Origin of the sequence: Actinoplanes missouriensis 431, from assembly GCF_000284295.1 — a bacterium.
Taxonomy (GTDB): domain Bacteria; phylum Actinomycetota; class Actinomycetes; order Mycobacteriales; family Micromonosporaceae; genus Actinoplanes; species Actinoplanes missouriensis.
In genome coordinates this window covers 2,258,316-2,274,511 of the sequence record NC_017093.1, presented here as the reverse complement: position 1 = coordinate 2,274,511, position 16,196 = coordinate 2,258,316, and the positions used below count along the sequence as shown (strand labels likewise).

At 71.2% G+C, this 16,196-nt stretch carries 14 protein-coding genes; 5 read left to right on the top strand and 9 right to left on the bottom strand.

Going from position 1 to position 16,196, the window contains the following annotated elements:
- Positions 1–8 precede the first annotated feature (8 nt).
- Entirely contained in the window at positions 9–2,438 is a 2,430-nt protein-coding gene (locus tag AMIS_RS10835; RefSeq protein ID WP_014442305.1) for a GH36-type glycosyl hydrolase domain-containing protein, read from the bottom strand.
- Between the two features lie 302 nt (positions 2,439–2,740).
- Here AMIS_RS10835 and AMIS_RS44040 point away from each other — a divergent pair, with 302 nt between their 5' ends.
- On the top strand, positions 2,741–2,917 hold the full coding sequence (locus tag AMIS_RS44040; protein WP_231859272.1) for a VOC family protein: 177 nt from the start codon (positions 2,741–2,743) through the stop codon (positions 2,915–2,917).
- Here AMIS_RS44040 and AMIS_RS10825 read toward each other — a convergent pair.
- Together AMIS_RS10825 and AMIS_RS10820 are read right to left on the bottom strand one after the other, a co-directional pair.
- Positions 2,914–4,263, bottom strand: coding sequence for an SGNH/GDSL hydrolase family protein (locus AMIS_RS10825; RefSeq protein WP_014442303.1), 1,350 nt, complete (start codon positions 4,261–4,263; stop codon positions 2,914–2,916). The two genes, AMIS_RS44040 and AMIS_RS10825, sit on opposite strands and share 4 nt — an antisense overlap.
- A 93-nt stretch (positions 4,264–4,356) precedes the next feature.
- Positions 4,357–5,352, bottom strand: coding sequence for an intradiol ring-cleavage dioxygenase (locus AMIS_RS10820; RefSeq protein WP_014442302.1), 996 nt, complete (start codon positions 5,350–5,352; stop codon positions 4,357–4,359).
- Between the two features lie 206 nt (positions 5,353–5,558).
- On the opposite strand from AMIS_RS10820, the gene AMIS_RS10815 reads away from it, so the two are divergent.
- A complete protein-coding gene (locus AMIS_RS10815; protein ID WP_014442301.1) occupies positions 5,559–5,936 on the top strand; it encodes a hypothetical protein in 378 nt (125 codons plus the stop codon).
- A 7-nt stretch (positions 5,937–5,943) separates the two neighbouring features.
- Here AMIS_RS10815 and AMIS_RS10810 read toward each other — a convergent pair whose 3' ends face one another.
- The 4 genes from AMIS_RS10810 to AMIS_RS10795 form a co-directional block, all read right to left on the bottom strand.
- Positions 5,944–6,954, bottom strand: a complete 1,011-nt coding sequence (locus AMIS_RS10810; protein WP_014442300.1) for a 1-aminocyclopropane-1-carboxylate deaminase — start codon at positions 6,952–6,954, stop codon at positions 5,944–5,946.
- An 8-nt stretch (positions 6,955–6,962) separates the two neighbouring features.
- Positions 6,963–7,598 (bottom strand): GntR family transcriptional regulator, encoded by a 636-nt coding sequence (locus AMIS_RS10805; protein WP_014442299.1) that lies wholly within the window; start codon positions 7,596–7,598, stop codon positions 6,963–6,965.
- 453 nt (positions 7,599–8,051) lie between these two features.
- Complete coding sequence (locus AMIS_RS10800) at positions 8,052–10,208, bottom strand: TerD family protein (protein WP_014442298.1); 2,157 nt, start codon at positions 10,206–10,208, stop codon at positions 8,052–8,054.
- A 181-nt stretch (positions 10,209–10,389) separates the two neighbouring features.
- Positions 10,390–11,241, bottom strand: a complete 852-nt coding sequence (locus tag AMIS_RS10795; RefSeq protein WP_157434815.1) for a hypothetical protein — start codon at positions 11,239–11,241, stop codon at positions 10,390–10,392.
- A 112-nt stretch (positions 11,242–11,353) separates the two neighbouring features.
- Between AMIS_RS10795 and AMIS_RS10790 the strand changes: the two genes are divergently transcribed.
- Positions 11,354–11,992 (top strand): hypothetical protein, encoded by a 639-nt coding sequence (locus tag AMIS_RS10790; RefSeq protein WP_051041898.1) that lies wholly within the window; start codon positions 11,354–11,356, stop codon positions 11,990–11,992.
- Here AMIS_RS10790 and AMIS_RS10785 read toward each other — a convergent pair.
- Together AMIS_RS10785 and AMIS_RS10780 are read right to left on the bottom strand one after the other, a co-directional pair.
- A complete protein-coding gene (locus tag AMIS_RS10785) occupies positions 11,989–13,020 on the bottom strand; it encodes an LLM class F420-dependent oxidoreductase (RefSeq protein WP_014442295.1) in 1,032 nt (343 codons plus the stop codon). The genes AMIS_RS10790 and AMIS_RS10785 overlap by 4 nt on opposite strands.
- A 50-nt stretch (positions 13,021–13,070) precedes the next feature.
- Entirely contained in the window at positions 13,071–14,153 is a 1,083-nt protein-coding gene (locus tag AMIS_RS10780) for an alcohol dehydrogenase catalytic domain-containing protein (protein WP_014442294.1), read from the bottom strand.
- Positions 14,154–14,242: 89 nt separating this feature from the next.
- Here AMIS_RS10780 and AMIS_RS10775 point away from each other — a divergent pair, with 89 nt between their 5' ends.
- Positions 14,243–14,830, top strand: a complete 588-nt coding sequence (locus AMIS_RS10775; protein WP_014442293.1) for a TetR/AcrR family transcriptional regulator — start codon at positions 14,243–14,245, stop codon at positions 14,828–14,830.
- 612 nt (positions 14,831–15,442) lie between these two features.
- Positions 15,443–16,195 (top strand): SDR family NAD(P)-dependent oxidoreductase, encoded by a 753-nt coding sequence (locus tag AMIS_RS10770; protein WP_014442292.1) that lies wholly within the window; start codon positions 15,443–15,445, stop codon positions 16,193–16,195.
- Position 16,196: the final 1 nt, after the last annotated feature.

Genomic DNA, 16,196 nt, shown 5'->3' with positions numbered 1-16,196 from the left:
GTCAAGGGCTAGGCGAAAGCGGTCACCCGTACCACGGCTCCCGGCTCGGCCAGGGGGATCACGTTGCCCTCCACGCGAGCGCCGTCGATCTCCAGGTGGGTGACGCGCCCCGCCCCCACCACCCTGATCTGGTACGTCGTGCCACGGAACCGCCGGGTCGCCTCGAAACCCGTCCAGCCCTCGGGCAGCACCGGGTCGACCCGCAGTCCGGTGAACTCGGGCCGGATGCCCAGGATCCACTGGGTGATAGCCACGAAGTTCCAGGCGGCGGTGCCGGAGAGCCAGGAGTTCTTGGCCTCACCGTGCGTCGGCGCGTCCTTGCCGGCGATCATCTGGGCGTAGACGTACGGCTCGCAGCGGTGCACCTCGCTGATCGCCTCCCGCGCCGACGGGTTGAGCCGCCGGTAGTAGTCGAACGCGCGGTCGCCGTTGCCGGTCATCGCCTCGGCGATCATGATCCACGGGTTGGTGTGGCAGAAGATGCCGGCGTTCTCCTTGTACCCGGGCGGATACGAGGAGATCTCCCCGAGCTCGATGCGATACCCCGAGTACGCGGGCTGCTGCAGCACGATCCCGTGCGGCGTGGCGAGCCGTTCCGCCACGCTGTCCAGGGCCTTCACCGCCAGGCCGTCGTCCAGGCCGACGCCGCCGAGCACGCAGATGCCCTGCGGCTCGATGAAGATCTGCCCCTCGTCGTTCTCGCCGGAGCCGATCACGTTGCCGTGGAAGTCGTACGCGCGCCGGAACCAGGCGCCGTCCCACCCGTGCTCGGCGACCGTGCCCGCCATCTTCTCGGCGGCCACCCGGTACTTCTCGCCGTCCCCGCCGTGCAGCGCCGCGATCCCGGCCATCTCCTTGGCGGCCAGCACGAACAGCCCGCCGATGAAGACCGACTCGGCGACCCCGCCGTGCGCGTTCTCGGTGGTCTGGAACGGCTCGCCCGGGGTGTCGGAGAAGCAGTTCAGGTTGAGGCAGTCGTTCCAGTCGGCCCGGCCGATCAGCGGCAGCCCGTGCGGGCCGAGCCGGTCCAGGGTGTACCGCAACGACCGGCGCAGGTGCTCGACGAGCGGGACCTCGCTGCCCGGCGCGTTGTCGAACGGCACCGGCTGGTCGAGGATGGCCGTGTCACCGGTCTCCTTCAGGTACGCGCCGACGCCGAGGACCAGCCACAGCGGGTCGTCGTTGAAGCCCTCGCCGATGTCGTTGTTGCCGCGCTTGGTGAGCGGCTGGTACTGGTGGTACGCCCCGCCGGTCTCCTTCTGGGTCGCGGCGATGTCCAGGATCCGCTGCCGGGCGCGCTCCGGGACCATGTGCACGAAACCGAGCAGGTCCTGGTTGGAGTCGCGGAACCCCATGCCGCGGCCGATGCCGGACTCGTAGAGCGACGCGGACCGGCTCATGTTGAAGGTGACCAGGCACTGGTACGCGTTCCAGACGTTCACCATCCGATCGGTGTCCCCGTCCGGGGTCCGTACCTGGATCTTCTCGAGCAGGTCGTCCCAGTACGCGCGCAGCCCGGCGAATCCCTGCTCGACCGTCTCCGGCCGCAGCCACCGCTCGATCACCGGCCGTACCCCGGTCTTGTTCAGCGTCTGCGAGCCGGGCGGGTCGAACTTCGCGTCCTTCGGGTTCTCCGCGTAACCCAGCACGAAGTTCACTTCCCGGGTCTCGCCGGGTGCGAGGGCCAGCCGCACGTGGTGGCTGCCGATCGGCTGCCAGCCGTGCGCGATCGAGTCGCCGGCCACGCCGTTCTCCACGGCCGCCGGCCGGTCGTACCCCCGGTAGGCGCCGAGGAACGCGTCGCGCGACGTGTCGAACCCGGCGAGCTCCTCGGAGCAGGCGAAGTAGGCGAAGTGGTCGCGCCGCTCCCGGTACTCGGTCTTGTGGTAGATCACGCCGTCGGCCACCTCGACCTGGCCGATCGAGTAGTTGCGCTGGAAGTTCGTGGCGTCGTCCTGCGCGTCCCAGAGGCAGAACTCCACCGAAGAGAAGAGCGACAGCGCGGCCGCGGTGTCGCGGTCGTTGGTCACCCGCACCCGCCACACCTCGAGGGTCTCCCCCAGCGGCGCGAAGTAGAGGGTCTCGGCGCGGATCCCGCCCCGGCTCGAGGCGATCTTCGTGTAGGACAGGCCGTGCCGGCACTCGTACCCGGTCAGTTCCCGCTCGGGGGTGGGCTGCCAGGACGGTGACCAGTAGTCGCCGGTCTCGTCGTCACGGACGTAGACGTAGCGGCCGCCGACGTCCAGTGGAGCGTTGTTGTACCGGTAGCGGGTGAGCCGGCGCAGTTTGGCGTCGCGATAGAACGAGTACCCACCGGCGGTGTTGGAGATGATGCCGAAGTAGGCATCGGTGCCGAGGTAATTGATCCACGGCAATGGCGTGTCCGGCCGGTCGATCACGTATTCGCGCTGGTCGTCGTCGAAGTGCCCGTAACGCAACAGGTCCTCCTGCGGAGTCGGGTCGGAAGTTGTGGGAGCGCTCCCAGCCCGCTCATTTTACCGTGCTGTAACCCTTTGGAGAACGCGCTTCATCGATAACGGTCGCGGCCCGGCGGGAAAGCTTCCGTCCACCGGCCCCAGCAGGGCAAGCTCGTACCCATGAGCGGCACCGACCTCGCGAAGCTCGAAGCGGATCGCCACACTTCTTCTTCGACATCGGCAACGGCAACCTGCTGGCCTTCTTCGACCTGCCCGGCCTGGACCTCGGCCCATACGCGGAGGTGCTCGGCGGCCTGCACCACATGGCCATCTCGGTCGACCCCGCCCGCTGGGACGAACTGGTGGCACGACTCGCCGAGGCCGGGGTGGAGCACGCCGTCCACAGCGGCGTCTCGGTCTACTTCACCGACCCCGACGGGGCCCGCATCGAGCTGATCGCGGACCCCCTCGGCGAGATGTACGGCACGAAGGTCCTCTAGGAAGCGCGCACCGCGGTCACGCCGCGGGTGAAGAGCCGCAGCGGGATCGCCTCGGCCATCGCCTGCATCCCGGCGTCGTTCGGGTGCAGGTGATCGCCGCTGTCGAAGGCCGGCAGCATCCGCAGCGGCTGCGCCGGATCCCGCACCGCCCGGTCGAAGTCGATCACCGCGTCCCACTCGCCGCCGGACCGGATCCACCTGTTCACCGCCTGGCGCTTCGCCTCGTTCGCGGCGCTGTAGTAGCCGGGGATCGTGGTGTCCGCGAACGGCGTCAGCGTCGCGCCGTAGATCAGCAGGCCCCGCTCGTGCGCCCGGGCGATCATCTGCCGGTACCCGCCGATCAGCTCCTCGACGGTGACCGCCTCGGAGACCGGCGACGTCGATCCGGGCTGGCCGATGTCGTTGATGCCGAGCAGCACCACCACGTACCGGACGCCCGGCTGCGCCGCCACGTCCCGGTCGAACCGGCTCAGCGCGCTGTCGCCGAAGAGCGGGCCGATCCCGGCGAACGAGGTGTCCGGCAGCGTGTTGCCGTCGTGCAGGATCCGGTTGCCGCCGATGCCCTTGTTCAGCACGCCGAGGTGCCGCAGCGACCGGTCGGCCTGCAGCCGCCGCGCCAGCAAGTCCGGCCAGCGGTGGTTCGCGTCCACCGTGGTGATCGCGCCGTCGGTGATCGAGTCACCGAACGCCACCACCGCGCCGGACCGGGCCGGAGCCGCCACGCTCACCCCGGACAGGAAGTGCCAGGACGTCGTCTCGGTCGCCCCGGTCAGCGCGGCCGCCCGGGTGACGTTGCCGGCGGCGACGAAGTTGCGCTGGTACGCCGAGCCGTGCACCGTCGACGCGGGCGTGCGGCCGGGCAGGTAGATGCTGATCACCAGGTCGGAGAGCGCCGGCACCCGGAGGCGCACCGGGTCGCTCACCGCGGGCGCGCCGGGCGGGATCGAGACCGACGACCGGCCGCCGAAACTCAGCGCCCGGTCGGTGCCCGGCACGATCTCCGAGCCGGTGGCCCCGGCCGGGCGGCGGGCGACCCGCGCCTCGCCGACCACGAGCGGCGCGGCGCCGTACTCGTTCGACAGCCGGACCCGCAGCTCGCTGCCGGCGGTGCTGACGCGCACGATCTGCCGCAGCGTCTGATCCTGGAAGACGGTCGCGGGCTGCGGCGGCAGCGCCGGCCCGGTCACCGCAGTGCCCCAGGTGCCCACCCAGGCCGAGCCGCTCCCGCCGGCGCCGCCACCGCCCGCGCCGGCCGGGCCGGTGAGGGCCGCCGTCGTGACCACCGCAGCAACGAGCAGGGTGCTGAGCCGCCGCATCGAGCCCACCTCCAAGACGTGGATGACCACCGCCAGAGGATCGTTTTCAGCGACGATTGTCAATACATCAGCGCCGCGCGGCGTCGGCTCCGCGCGGCGCTGTGATGGTCAGAAACGGACGGGTCAGGCCGCCGGCGGCGCACCGCTCGGCGGCGTCCCACCCGGACCGTCGCCACCCGGTGCCCCCGAGGGCGGCGTGCCACCCGGGCCACCCGACGGCGGGGTCCCGCCACCGCCGGGACCGCCGCCAGCGGCCGGCGCCGCGCCCGCGGCAGGCGTCGTCCGGGTGTCCACGCCCACCGACAGGGACACCGTGTAACCGCTGCTCACGTCCCCGGTCACGGTTCCCAGCTGACTCTTGCCGTTGTCGTCGCCGAACACGTTGTCGCTGTCCAGCGTGACCTGCGCCAGGTTCGTGACCGACGCCTCGTACCCGGACTGCTTGTAGACCGTGTCGCAGGTGTCCTTCGGCAGCGCCACCTGCGAGGTCGCGATGGCCTTCGTCGAGTCGGTGATGTCCGCCTGACCCGGGTAGACCTCGAAGTGCACGTGCGGCCACCGGCCGGTGTAGCAGGCCGGGAAGATGCTGGTGAACGTCACCTTCCCGGAGTCGTCGGCGACCTGCACGCCGCGCAGATAGTTCTCCCCGGTGAGCCCGTCGGAGTACATCGAGTACCCGCCGGACCGGTCACAGTGCCACACGTAGACGGCCACCCCGGCGAACGCCGGCCCGCCGTTCGCCAGGTCCTTGATCTGCAGCTCGAGGGTCATCGGTACGCCTTCGGCAGTGGTCGTCGAATCGCCGAAGCTGGACCGGATGTCACTGCGGACGATTCCGCTCTGCTCCAGGACGTCCGGCCCGTTCGACCCGTCGCCGGGGTACGGCCCGGCCGTCTCGTCCGGGATCTCCCCGGACGAGGTGCTCGACGACGACGCCGGAGAGGCGGAATCCGACGACTCGGTGCCGCACGCCGCGAGCCCGAAGGCAGCCGCGCCGACACCGAACGCGCGCAGGACCTGCCGGCGACCCAGCAGCGTGCCGAGGTCGAAGCCGAGGCCCTGGTCGAACACCTCCTCGTCCGGATTCGGAAGACGACGCCCCTGATACGTTGAACTCACGTTTCCTCCGCAATGTGCCGATTGCCTGGCACCATGCAAACAGCGGAGTCTATGAATGCCCTGTGCCGCCCGTGTCGGACCGGCATGAGAGGAGGCGCAGCTTTCCTCCAGGAAACCCCATTACGCTCCGACCTGCGAGCCCCGGACACGCCTGCGACGGCGGGTGGAAGGCTGCGACGAACCTGGCACGAACGGGGAGATGACGCATGAGGCGACGGCGTTACCTGAGCTGGCTGCTGCCCGCGAGCATCCTCGCCCTCACCCTGGGCGTCGTCGGGGGCATCGCGTGGCTGACGAGCCGGCTCGTCGACGCCGAGGAGATCGGCGACGGCCACATCACGGCCGGCCGGCCCTGCACCGCGACAGTCCGATCAGTCACGGTCACCAACGTGACCTTCGACAACGACAACGTCTACCAGGTCGACCTGCACGTGCAGCCCGACGACGGCTCACCCGGCTACGACGCGACAGTGCGCGACACGCTCACCTCCGCGCAGGCCGCCGCCGTCCACCCCGGCGCCACGTTCCGCTGCGTCACCGACCACGACGACCCCACCAACATCGAAGTCGTCTGGATCGAATGACCACAGATCACAGGGCCAGGCCGGCGTACGCGTTGAGCGCCGGCTGCCCGCCCAGGTGCGCGTAGAGCACGGTGGAATCCCGGCCGATCTCACCCCGGCCGACCAGATCGATCAGACCCGCCATCGACTTGCCCTCATAGACCGGATCGGTCACCATCCCCTCGGTCCGGGCCGCCAGCCGCATCGCGTCCAGTGTCGTGTCGTCCGGAATCCCGTACACCCCGGCGTGGTACCGCTCGTCCAGAACGATCTCGTCCTCGGTCAGCTCCCGCTCCACCCCGATCAGCGACGCCGTCGCCCGGGCGATCCGGGCCACCTGCTCCCGGGTCTCCGCCGGTTTCGCCGACCCATCGATCCCGATCACCCGGCGCGGACGCCCACCGGCCGCCGCGAACCCGGCGATCATGCCGGCCTGCGTGCTCCCGGTCACCGAGCACACGACGATCGTGTCGAAGAAGACGCCCAGCTCACGCTCCTGCTCGATCACCTCGTAGGCCCAGTTCGCGAACCCCAGCCCGCCGAGCCGGTGATCCGACGCGCCGGCCGGGATCGCGTACGGCGTACCCCCGGAGGCCTTGACGTCGGCGATCGCCGCGTCCCAGCTCTCCTTGAAGCCGATGCCGAACCCGGCCCGCACCAGCCGGACGTCCGCGCCGGCGAGCCGGCTGATCAGGATGTTGCCGACCTTGTCGTAGACGCTGTCCGGCCAGTCCACCCAGCTCTCCTGCACCAGCACACACTTCAGCCCGGTGGCGGCCGCGACCGCCGCGACCTGCCGGGTGTGGTTCGACTGCACGCCGCCGATCGAGACGAGCGTGTCGGCGCCCTGCGCGAGCGCGTCCGCCACCAGATATTCCAGTTTGCGGGTCTTGTTGCCGCCGTAGGCGATGCCGGAGTTGCAGTCCTCCCGCTTCGCCCAGACGGCGGCGCCGCCGAGGTGCGCGGTCAACCGATCCAGGCGGTGCACCGGCGACGGGCCGAACAGCAGCGGACGACGGGGAAAATCGGCGAGAGGCAAGACGACTCCTAAAGGTTGACGCTGTGGTGCAGGTGACCCCAGATCTCGGCGTTGACCGCGATCGCCCGTGCCGCGTCACGCGCGGCCAGGGCGTCGATCAGCTCGTCGTGCAGACGCACCGAACGGGACGCTTGCGGAGAGGTGAAGAGGAGACGCTCGGCACGGCGTACCAGCGGGGTGTAACGCTCGGCGGTGGCCGCGGCCGCCGCATTGCCGCAACCGTGCAGCGGGATCGCGTGCACGTCGTCGTCGGCCGCCAGAGCCGCCTCCACATCACCCGCGGCCACCGCCGCGGCGAACCGCGCGTTGGCTTCGCGCATCCGTTCCAGCTGGTCAGTGGTCATTCTTCGAGCGATTGACTGTACGGCGAGAGCGTGCATCGCCCCGACCACGGCGGCCGCGTCCTCGACCTCCTTGGGCACCACCTCGGTGACCCGGGTGTAGCTCTGCGGCTTCGTCTCGACCAGCCCGTCCGCGGCGAGCCGGGCCAGCGCGTCCCGGATCGGCGCCCGCGACAGCCCCAGTTGCTCGGCGAGGTCGTCGGGTTTCAGCGCGAGGCCGGGCGCCAGCGTCCCGTCGACGATGGCGCCGCGCAGACGCCCGTAGGCCGCGTCCCGCAGCAGATGCCGTCCCACACTCTCCACAAATTGAAATGTTAGATACCAGCGTGCGATCGGGGCAACCCTCCAGGCGTGCGGAGCCCGGGCCCGCTTCGCCAGCGCAAGCGGTTACTGCCGTGCCCGGGTTCTGCACGCGAGACCAGCACTGAACGCCGGCCGGTCCGGCCGGTCGTCAGTGTGGTCGCGCTCAGCGCCAGCCGGCCCGCGAAGTTCCACGATCCACGGCCGGGCACGCATGCCCGCGCAGCGTGTGGAGTTGGGGTGTAGCCGAGCGGCAGTTACCGCAGCCCCGTCGGCCTTAGCGTCCTAGGAATCTAGGTTGATGCCCGGAACCCGCCGCCGCCCGGAACCCGCCGCCGCCCGGAACACGCTGCCGCCCGGAACACGCTGCCGCCCGGGACAGGCCGCAGTCCGAGCCGCAGCTGCTCGGGACCGGCCGCCGCCCGGGACAAGCCGCGGCCCGGGACCGGCTGCTGCTCAGAGCAAGTCGGCCAGCAGCTTCTCGGGGCGCAGCGCGTCATAGGTGCGCCCCTCCCCCGTACCGAAAGTGATCGTTGCTTTTGCCGGGTCGTCGACAAGCGTCGCCCCGCGCGAATACACGTGGGTCAGCGCCAGCTCCGCGATCGTCACCTTCGTCCGGCGGCGGCCCGCGACCGCCGCGACCAGCAGCGCCACGTCCCGGCCGTCCTGCTCGACCCGGGCGCGCGGCGCCGAGTTCAGGTAGACGTCCACATAGAGCACCTCGCCACTCTCCAGGTCGAGCAGCATCGGCACGGCGTAGCGCTTCCGGCCGGTCAGCGGGAACGCGTTCGCCACCGTCGCCGGGTCGAACACCCGGTTGCGGCTGGTCGCGTCGTTGCGCAGCATCCACCCGGTGTACGCCTCGGCGAGCGCCTCGAACGTCGGACCGGCATAACGGAAGATCACCGGCACGAGGTAGCGCCAGCCGCGCTTGCGACCGATCCCGATCGCCCGGGACATGTCGATGTCGAGGAACTCCTCGGCCCCGTTCTCAGCGGACGTGAGGTCACCGGAGTGCGTCATCACCCCGTTGCCGAGGTTCGTCCAGGAGACCTGGTCGACGATCTGGAACCGCTCGTCCAGCGCCACGCACGACAGGTCCAGGTCGCTGCGCTCGCCCGCTTCGCGCCAGTGCACGAACAGCCGCACCACCGCGGCGTCACCGACCGGCAGCCGGCTGCCGCGCTCCACCTGGACCAGGCCCTGCGCGGTGGCCCGTAGCTGGTCCGGCAGCAGCAGCCGGTCCAGGCCCGGCTCGATCCAGACGGTCTCGCCGGACCAGTCGCCCTTCGCCACGACCCGCGCGTCCACCGTGCCGTCGATCGCCGCGAGCAGCGCCGCGCGGAAGTCCTTCGGCACGGCGAGGTGGCCCGGCTCGCGCACGATCGGCAGTGCCGAGCCGTCCTTGCCGAAAACCACACGGGGGTACGTGCGTCCGTTGTCAGCCAGCTGGGCCCGGGCGGCCAGCAGGACCCGCAGCGGGATCCGCTCGCCGGCTTCGGCGATCGCGTCGACAAGCGCGGCCCGTTCGGCCTCGTCCTCCGCCAGGGAGGCCAGCCGGCGCAGGCTCCGGCCGAGCAGACCGGGCGCCTCGGCAGCGGCGAGACGCACCGCGGCCGCGTGGTCACGGGCAAGCGTCCGCTCGAACCGGGACGGGAACGCCGTGTAGTCGTGGCGGGTCTCCCGCAGCAGCGCGAACGTGTCACGCACCCGAGGCGCGCGGAACTCACCGACGTGCAGCCCACGGTCGATCGCCAGCCACAGGCCGCGACGGCGGAAGACGTCACCGAGCCGGTCGCTCGCCTCGAGCGTGTTGATCACGACGCGGCGGTCCGCGCGGGTCAGGCGCGGGAACGTGATCGGCTCGGCCAGGCTGACGTCGCCGCCGGTCAGCGCCGCGAACAGGCGCAGCAGGTCGTCCGGCGTGGCGCCGGTGTACGGCAGCCGCGGCCGGTCGAGCGCCCAGAGCAGCTCGAACAGCAGCGTGCGGTTCTCCCGGAACCGGACGTCGCCGACCTCGATGCCGTCCGCGCCGAGCAGGTTCACCAGCACGCCGAGGTCGTTGCGCACGTCCTCGCGCAGCGACGCCGCGCTGGTGAAGCAGTCCCGCATCCAGGTGGTCAGCCGCTCCTCCAGCTCCGGTCGCTCGACCAGGCGTACGGTGATCCACTCGATGCGGCTGTCCCGGGGCAGCATCGCCTGCGCACGCCGGTCAGCCTCGGCCCGGGCCTCGTCCTGCGGGATCGAGGAGGCCGGCCACCAGCCGAAACGGCTGAAGTCGAGGGCGTCCTCCCAGTCTTCGTCGCCGGTGCGGAGACGGACCCGCGCCATGACGAAGCGGAACGCCGCGTCGTCGAACTGCGGCAGCCGCTCCGGGAAGCCACGGAACAGCGGGGCGTACGTACCCTTGTCGCCGCGCTTGGCCCGGATGTGCGCAATCAGCTCGCGGTGCGGCCCGGCCAGCCCGTCGGTGATCTCCTCCGGGTTGGCGAACCGCACGCCGGCGTGCGCGAACTCGGCGAGCAGCGGCGCGGAGACCGCGGGGGTGGTGACGCCCCTCGGCGTCACGACCAGTCCCAGGCGGTCGAATCCGATACGTTCCAGCGCGTCCATGTGCACCCCCGCTCGCAAAGAATGGAAATCGGCGCCGCGATGCGACGCCGACAATGAGGGAAGTGCCCGGGCGTTTTCATTGAGAGTGAGTGTCGAAGTATGCCCGGGCTAGGCCTCTGCACCAGAGACTACGGATCCGATCTGGACGGGGCATCCCCATTTCCCGCCGGTGGCGGCTCGGTCAGAGGACTTTGTCGATCTTGCGCAGGGCACGCTTGGTGAACTTCTTCAGGTCGTCGCGCTCGGGCTCCTCCGCGCCGACCAGGGTCACCGTCAGATAGACCTCGTCGGCCGCGACCACGGCCATCTTCCCGGGTACGGAGATCTCCACCGAACCGTCCTTGACCGTGGCCACGAAGTCGATCGCCTGGGAGTCGTCGCCCAGCTTCGGGAACTTCTTCAGCGGCGACATCGTCAGCGTCAGCGACGTGGTGGTGATCGTGGGGCAGCGTTTCAGCATGTCCCGGGTGTCGTCGACGAGCCCGCGGGCCCTCTTCCCGCCGGTGCCCGCGATGGTCTGCAGGAGCATCGCTCCTTCGGCGTCCTGGATGAACGCCGCGTACTCGAGGCTGACCTCGCCCCCGGCCCGGCCACCGACCGGCGGCTGACCCTTCACCGGCGGCTGGTCCTTCACCGGCGGCTGGCCTTTGACAGGGGGCGGGCCGGCCGGATCGGGCTTGCCCTTCGGCGGGCCGGCCACGTCCTTGAGCGGCGGCGACTCCGGCATCGTGCACGGATCCCCGCCCTTCGTACCCGGCTCCAGCGCCCCCGGCAGCGCGTCGTCCATCAGATCCCCGTCGAAGGCGGCCCACCCCTTCCCCAGATCCTTCTCGGTCAGCAGCGCCTCGGCGAGGTGCGCGGCCGCCGGATCCGGCGGTGGCGGAACCGCGACGGCCGGCACCGGCACGGCGACCGACGGCGGCGGCGCGGCAGCCGCCGGGCTCGTCAAGGGCGCGGTCATCGGCGCGGCGAGACCGGCGGCGAGCGACGCGGCCACGGCAACCCGTTTCGTCCTGTTCTTCAGAATTCTCATGGGCCTCACCCTAAGCGGGCGTTTCCCGGCATTCCGGAGAATCCGCAGGCTCATGGGCGCCGCACAGGGAACCGACAAGAGCCGCCCAGAACCGCGCCCCACCATCGATGACATGGTGATTCTGCTGCTTCTGCTTCTGGTGGGCGCCGGCATCGGGGCCCTGATCGCGGGCAACCGCCGTGGCGGCGCGGCGCGCGGGGACGAGGTCCTCGCCGACGGCCGCGCCGACGCCTACCGCTGGTACGAACGACTCGGCGGCCAGCTGCTCAACCTGCGCGACGACGGGCACCTGGCCCGGCAGGCGCTCGTCGACGCGACCGAACGGCACCAGGCCGCCGGCGCCCAGCTCAGCCAGGCCCGGACGGTGACCCAGTACCGCCTGGCCCGGGAGAGCGCCCTGGAGGGCCTCGCCTACGTGCGGGCCGCCCGGGTCGCCCTCGGCCTGGACCCCGGCCCGGAGCTGCCCCGGCCGGAGTCGGCGGCGGGCGCCGGGGCGATCACCGAGGAGCACGAGCTCGGCGGGTACCGGGTCGGGCCGCGCCCGTCGTCGGCCACGCCCTACTACTACCCCGGCGGCTATCAGAACGGCCGTCCCATGCCGGCCGGCTGGTACTCGACACCCTGGTGGAAGACGGCGCTGGCGGCGGGCGCGGGCACGATCGGCGGCATGCTGCTGCTCGACTCGCTGTTCTCTCTCGGACACCACCACGGCGGCCCGGGCCCGGAGATGTTCGACGGGGACTTCTTCTAGGTGATCAGGGCGCGCAGCGCGGCGACGTCCTTCACCCGCTCGGCCCGGGTCGCGGCCAGCGGCGACACCAGCAACGTCGTCACTCCGGCGGCCGCCAGCTCGTCGATCCGGCGCCGCACCTCGTCCGGGCGCCCCACCAGCGACGTCGCCGCCACGAGATCGTCCGGCACCGCGGCCGCCGCCTCCGCCTTCCGTCCGCTCAGGAACAGCTCCTGGATCAGCGACGCCTCACGCGCGTACCCGTACCGTTTGATGAGGTCGTTGGAGAAGTTGCGCCCCCGGGCACCCATCCCGCCGAGATAGAGCGCGAGCGATGCGCGGTGCGCGCTGAGCAGCGCGGGTGTCGCTTCCGCGAGAGCAAAGGGTACGGGGACGGAGACGTCCAGTGGCCCCAGCGAGGGGTCACGCCGCGCGAGTCCGTCGGCGAGCGCGTCGCCGAACACCCGGCCGGCCGCGCGCGGATCGAAGAAGAGCGCCTGCCACCCCTCGGCGATCTCCGCGGCCAGCGCCACGTTGCGCGGCCCCATCGCGGCCAGCAGCACCGGGATCCTCGGCCGCACCGGCCGGTTGATCAGCTTGAGCGGTTTGCCGAACTCCCCCGGCAGCGGCACCCGATAGTGGTCGCCCTCGAAGACCAGCGTCTCCCGCCGCCACACCCGGCGACAGATTTCAACGACTTCCCTGGTACGGGCGATCGGAGCGTCATACCGTACCCCGTGAAATCCCTCGATCACTTGGGGACCTGACGCACCCAGTCCGAGCGCGAACCGCCCGCCGGAGACGTAGTCGATGCCGGCCGCGGTCATCGCCGTGAGCGTCGGGGTCCGCGTGTAGAGCTGCATCACCCCGGAGGCGAGCCCCATGCGCCGTGTCCGGGCCGCCAGAAAGCCCAGCTGGCTGACCGCGTCGAAGCTGTACGCCTCGGGAACCACGACCAGCTCGGCCCCGGCCTCCTCGCACTCGACGACCTCGTCGACCGCGTCGGCGAACCCCTGTCCGCTGTAGCCGATCTGGATGCCCAGTCGCATCAGAAGTCCAGTCGCATCAGAAGTCCAGTCGCATCAGAAGTCCGGTCGCATCAGTCGTGGACGATCACTTGGCGGATCAGCTCGCCGCTGCCGAGCGACGCCAGTGCGTCACCCACCTGATCGAGCCGCAGCCGCCTGCTGATCATGCCCTCGATGTCGAGACGACCGGCCCGCCACAGCGCCAGCAGCCGCCCGAAGTCGTGGGGCGGGTCCGCCGACCCGTACAGGGAAGGAATGATGGTCTTGCCCTCGAAGAGGAGCTCGAACGGGCTGAGCTCGATGAACTGGTCGGCCCGCCCGGCACCGACCACGACCACCGAACCGCCCCGGCGGCAGGCCGTCCACGCGGTGCGCAGCGTCTGCGGCACGGCCACCACGTCGAACGCGTAGTCGAAGCCCTCGCCGCCGGTGACCTCGGTGGACAGATCGGAGAGGCCGTCCGGGCCGCAGCTGTGGGTGGCGCCGAACCGCCGGGCCGTCTCGTGCCGCGCGGCCACCGTGTCCACCGCGACGATCACGGCCGCGCCGGCCACCCGCGCGCCCTGCACCGCGGCGATGCCGACTCCCCCGCACCCGATCACCACGACGGTGTCGCCGGGCCGCACCCGCGCCGTGTTGATCACCGCGCCGACGCCCGTCGTGACACCGCAGCCGATCAGCGCGGCCACCTCGTAGGGCACGTCATCGCCGATCCGCACGGCGCCGGCCCGCGGCACCACCATCTCCTCGGCGAACGCGCCGCAACCGGCCATCCCGAAGATCGGCAGCTCCCCGGCGGTGAAGCGGGGCATCACGTAGCCGGCCATCACGTGTGTCATGCAGAGATAGGTCTCGCCGCGCCGGCAGTGCGAACAAACACCGCAGGAGGGCAGCCAGTTCACCGCGACCCGGTCGCCGGGCGCCAGGTCGTCCACCCCGTCGCCGACCTCGAGGACGTCACCGGCCGCCTCGTGCCCGAGCACGGCCGGCACCGGCTGCGGCAGCGTGCCGTTCAACGCGGACAGGTCGGAGTGGCAGACGCCGGAGGCGCGCACCCGCAGGCGCACCTCACCGGGGCCGGGCCCGACGACCGCCACGTCGTCGCGGATGTCGAGCTTCTCGTCCCCGATCGTGTGCAGAACCGCCGCGCGCATCCCGGCACCCCCTCAAAATGAGAACGCGTTCTACGCTAACCATACGGGGTGTACCAAGCAAGCGTTTGGGCAGCACGCATAATGGCCCGGTGACGACTCCGAGAAATTCCGAGCGGCGGACACACCTGGTCCAGCTCGCCGGCGACCTGTTCGCCGAGAAGGGCTTCCGGGCCACCACCGTCCGGGAGATCGCGGACGCGGCGGGCATCCTCTCCGGCAGCCTCTACCACCACTTCGACTCCAAGGAGTCGATCGGCGACGAGCTGCTCAGCGCGTTCCTCGACGACGTCCTGGCCGGCTACCGCGCGGCCGCCGCCGAACCGGACCCGCGACGCGCCATCGAACAGATCGTGCGCTCCAGCACCGCCACCCTGAGCCGCCACCGGGCGGCACTGACCATGCTGCAGAACGACTGGACGTACTTCAGCGCCCAGCCCCGCTTCGCCTACCTGCGGACCGCCATGAAGGAGATCGAACAGACCTGGATCGACCAGCTCGACCGGGGCCGGGAAAGCGGCCTGTTCCGAGCCGACCTGGACACCCGGCTGACCTACCGCCTGCTCCGCGACATCCTCTGGATCCCCACGTCATGGGCCCAGTCCAAGAACGCCTGGACCGACGACCAGATAGTCGACGGCCTGCTGCGGCTACTCTTCGACGGCATCACCGCGCGTTAGAAGGTTTCCCGGGGTTCCCGGAGCGCTGACGGTCGCGTCGCCGTGAGACCGGTCCTCAGTTGCCGGGCGGCGCGCCCGCCTCCGGTCGCCGAACTCACTCCGGGCGCCGCACCTCGACCCGCTACGAACGCTCTTCCGTCCCCGACCCCTCCTGCCACGCCGCCGTCGCGAACCCCCGCTCACGGCCAACCCACTCCCGTCGCGAACCCCGCCCACCGCTGCCCGTCGTGAACCCCCGCCCACCGGCTGCCGTCGCGAACCCCCGCCCACCGCTGCCCGTCCCGAACTCCCGCCCACCGCGTGCCGTCGCGAACCCCTCTCGTCACGAATCCCCACCCGCCGCGGATCTTGGAGCGTTCGGTGCCGGCTGGCGCTCAGTGTCGCCGGGACGGGCGCGGAAGAGCACTGAGCGCCAGCCGGCACAGCACTCACGACCAGCCGGACCGGCCGGTCGCCAGAGCTCCGACGCCTCCTCGCGCCCCGCGAGCCCGCCCTGCCAGAGCCCAGCGAGACGCCCGTGAGCGCCCAGCGCGACGCCCTGTGAGCGCCTTGACTGCCCGGCTAGGGTATGAACCAAGCAAGCGTTTGGTCACTTCACCTTCGGGAGGCGCGATGGGGCGGCTCGACGGCAAGGTTGCGCTGATCACCGGCGGGGCGCGGGGCATGGGCAAGGCGCACGCCCGGCACTTCACCACCGAGGGCGCCCGCGTCGTGATCGGCGACGTCCTGGAGGAGAAGGGACAGCGCGTCGCCGCGGAGATCGGCGGCGTCTTCGTGCGGCACGACGTGACCAGCGCCGACGACTGGGCGGCCGCGGTCGCCGCCGCGACCAGCGCCTACGGCCGGATCGACGTGCTGGTCAACAACGCCGGGATCCTCCGGCACGCCCCGGTCACCGAGATGGATCCGGACGAGTTCCGGCACGTGCTCGACGTTAACCTGGTCGGCTCCTGGCTGGGGATCCGCGCGGTCGTCCCGGTGATGCGCGACGCCGGCGGCGGCTCGATCGTGAACATCTCGTCGATCGAGGGGATCGCCGGGGCGGCCGGCCTCTCCGCGTACAGCGCCAGCAAGTTCGGGGTGCGCGGGCTGACCCGGTCGGCGGCGCAGGAGCTCGGGCCGGTCGGCATCCGGGTCAATTCGGTGCACCCGGGCGGCGTGATGACGTCGATGGCTCTCGCGGCCGCGCAGACCATGACCGGTGTGGACGGCAGCGGGTTCCTCAAGGCGCTGCCGATCGCCCGGTTCGCGGAGCCGGTGGAGATCTCCCGGCTCGTCGCGTTCCTCGCCTCGGACGACGCGTCCTACACCACCGGCGCGGAGTTCCTGGCGGACGGCGGGCTGCTCAGCGGGCCGGGGTACTGAG

Bases quoted from the DNA above. Each gene is read 5' to 3' on its own strand.
- AMIS_RS44040 (WP_231859272.1), top strand. From the start codon at position 2,741: ATGGCCATCTCGGTCGACCCCGCCCGCTGGGACGAACTGGTGGCACGA.
- AMIS_RS10815 (WP_014442301.1), top strand. From the start codon at position 5,559: ATGAGGCGACGGCGTTACCTGAGCTGGCTGCTGCCCGCGAGCATCCTC.
- AMIS_RS10800 (WP_014442298.1), bottom strand. From the start codon at position 10,208: ATGGACGCGCTGGAACGTATCGGATTCGACCGCCTGGGACTGGTCGTG.
- AMIS_RS10795 (WP_157434815.1), bottom strand. From the start codon at position 11,241: ATGAGAATTCTGAAGAACAGGACGAAACGGGTTGCCGTGGCCGCGTCG.
- AMIS_RS10790 (WP_051041898.1), top strand. From the start codon at position 11,354: ATGGTGATTCTGCTGCTTCTGCTTCTGGTGGGCGCCGGCATCGGGGCC.
- AMIS_RS10785 (WP_014442295.1), bottom strand. From the start codon at position 13,020: ATGCGACTGGGCATCCAGATCGGCTACAGCGGACAGGGGTTCGCCGAC.
- AMIS_RS10780 (WP_014442294.1), bottom strand. From the start codon at position 14,153: ATGCGCGCGGCGGTTCTGCACACGATCGGGGACGAGAAGCTCGACATC.
- AMIS_RS10770 (WP_014442292.1), top strand. From the start codon at position 15,443: ATGGGGCGGCTCGACGGCAAGGTTGCGCTGATCACCGGCGGGGCGCGG.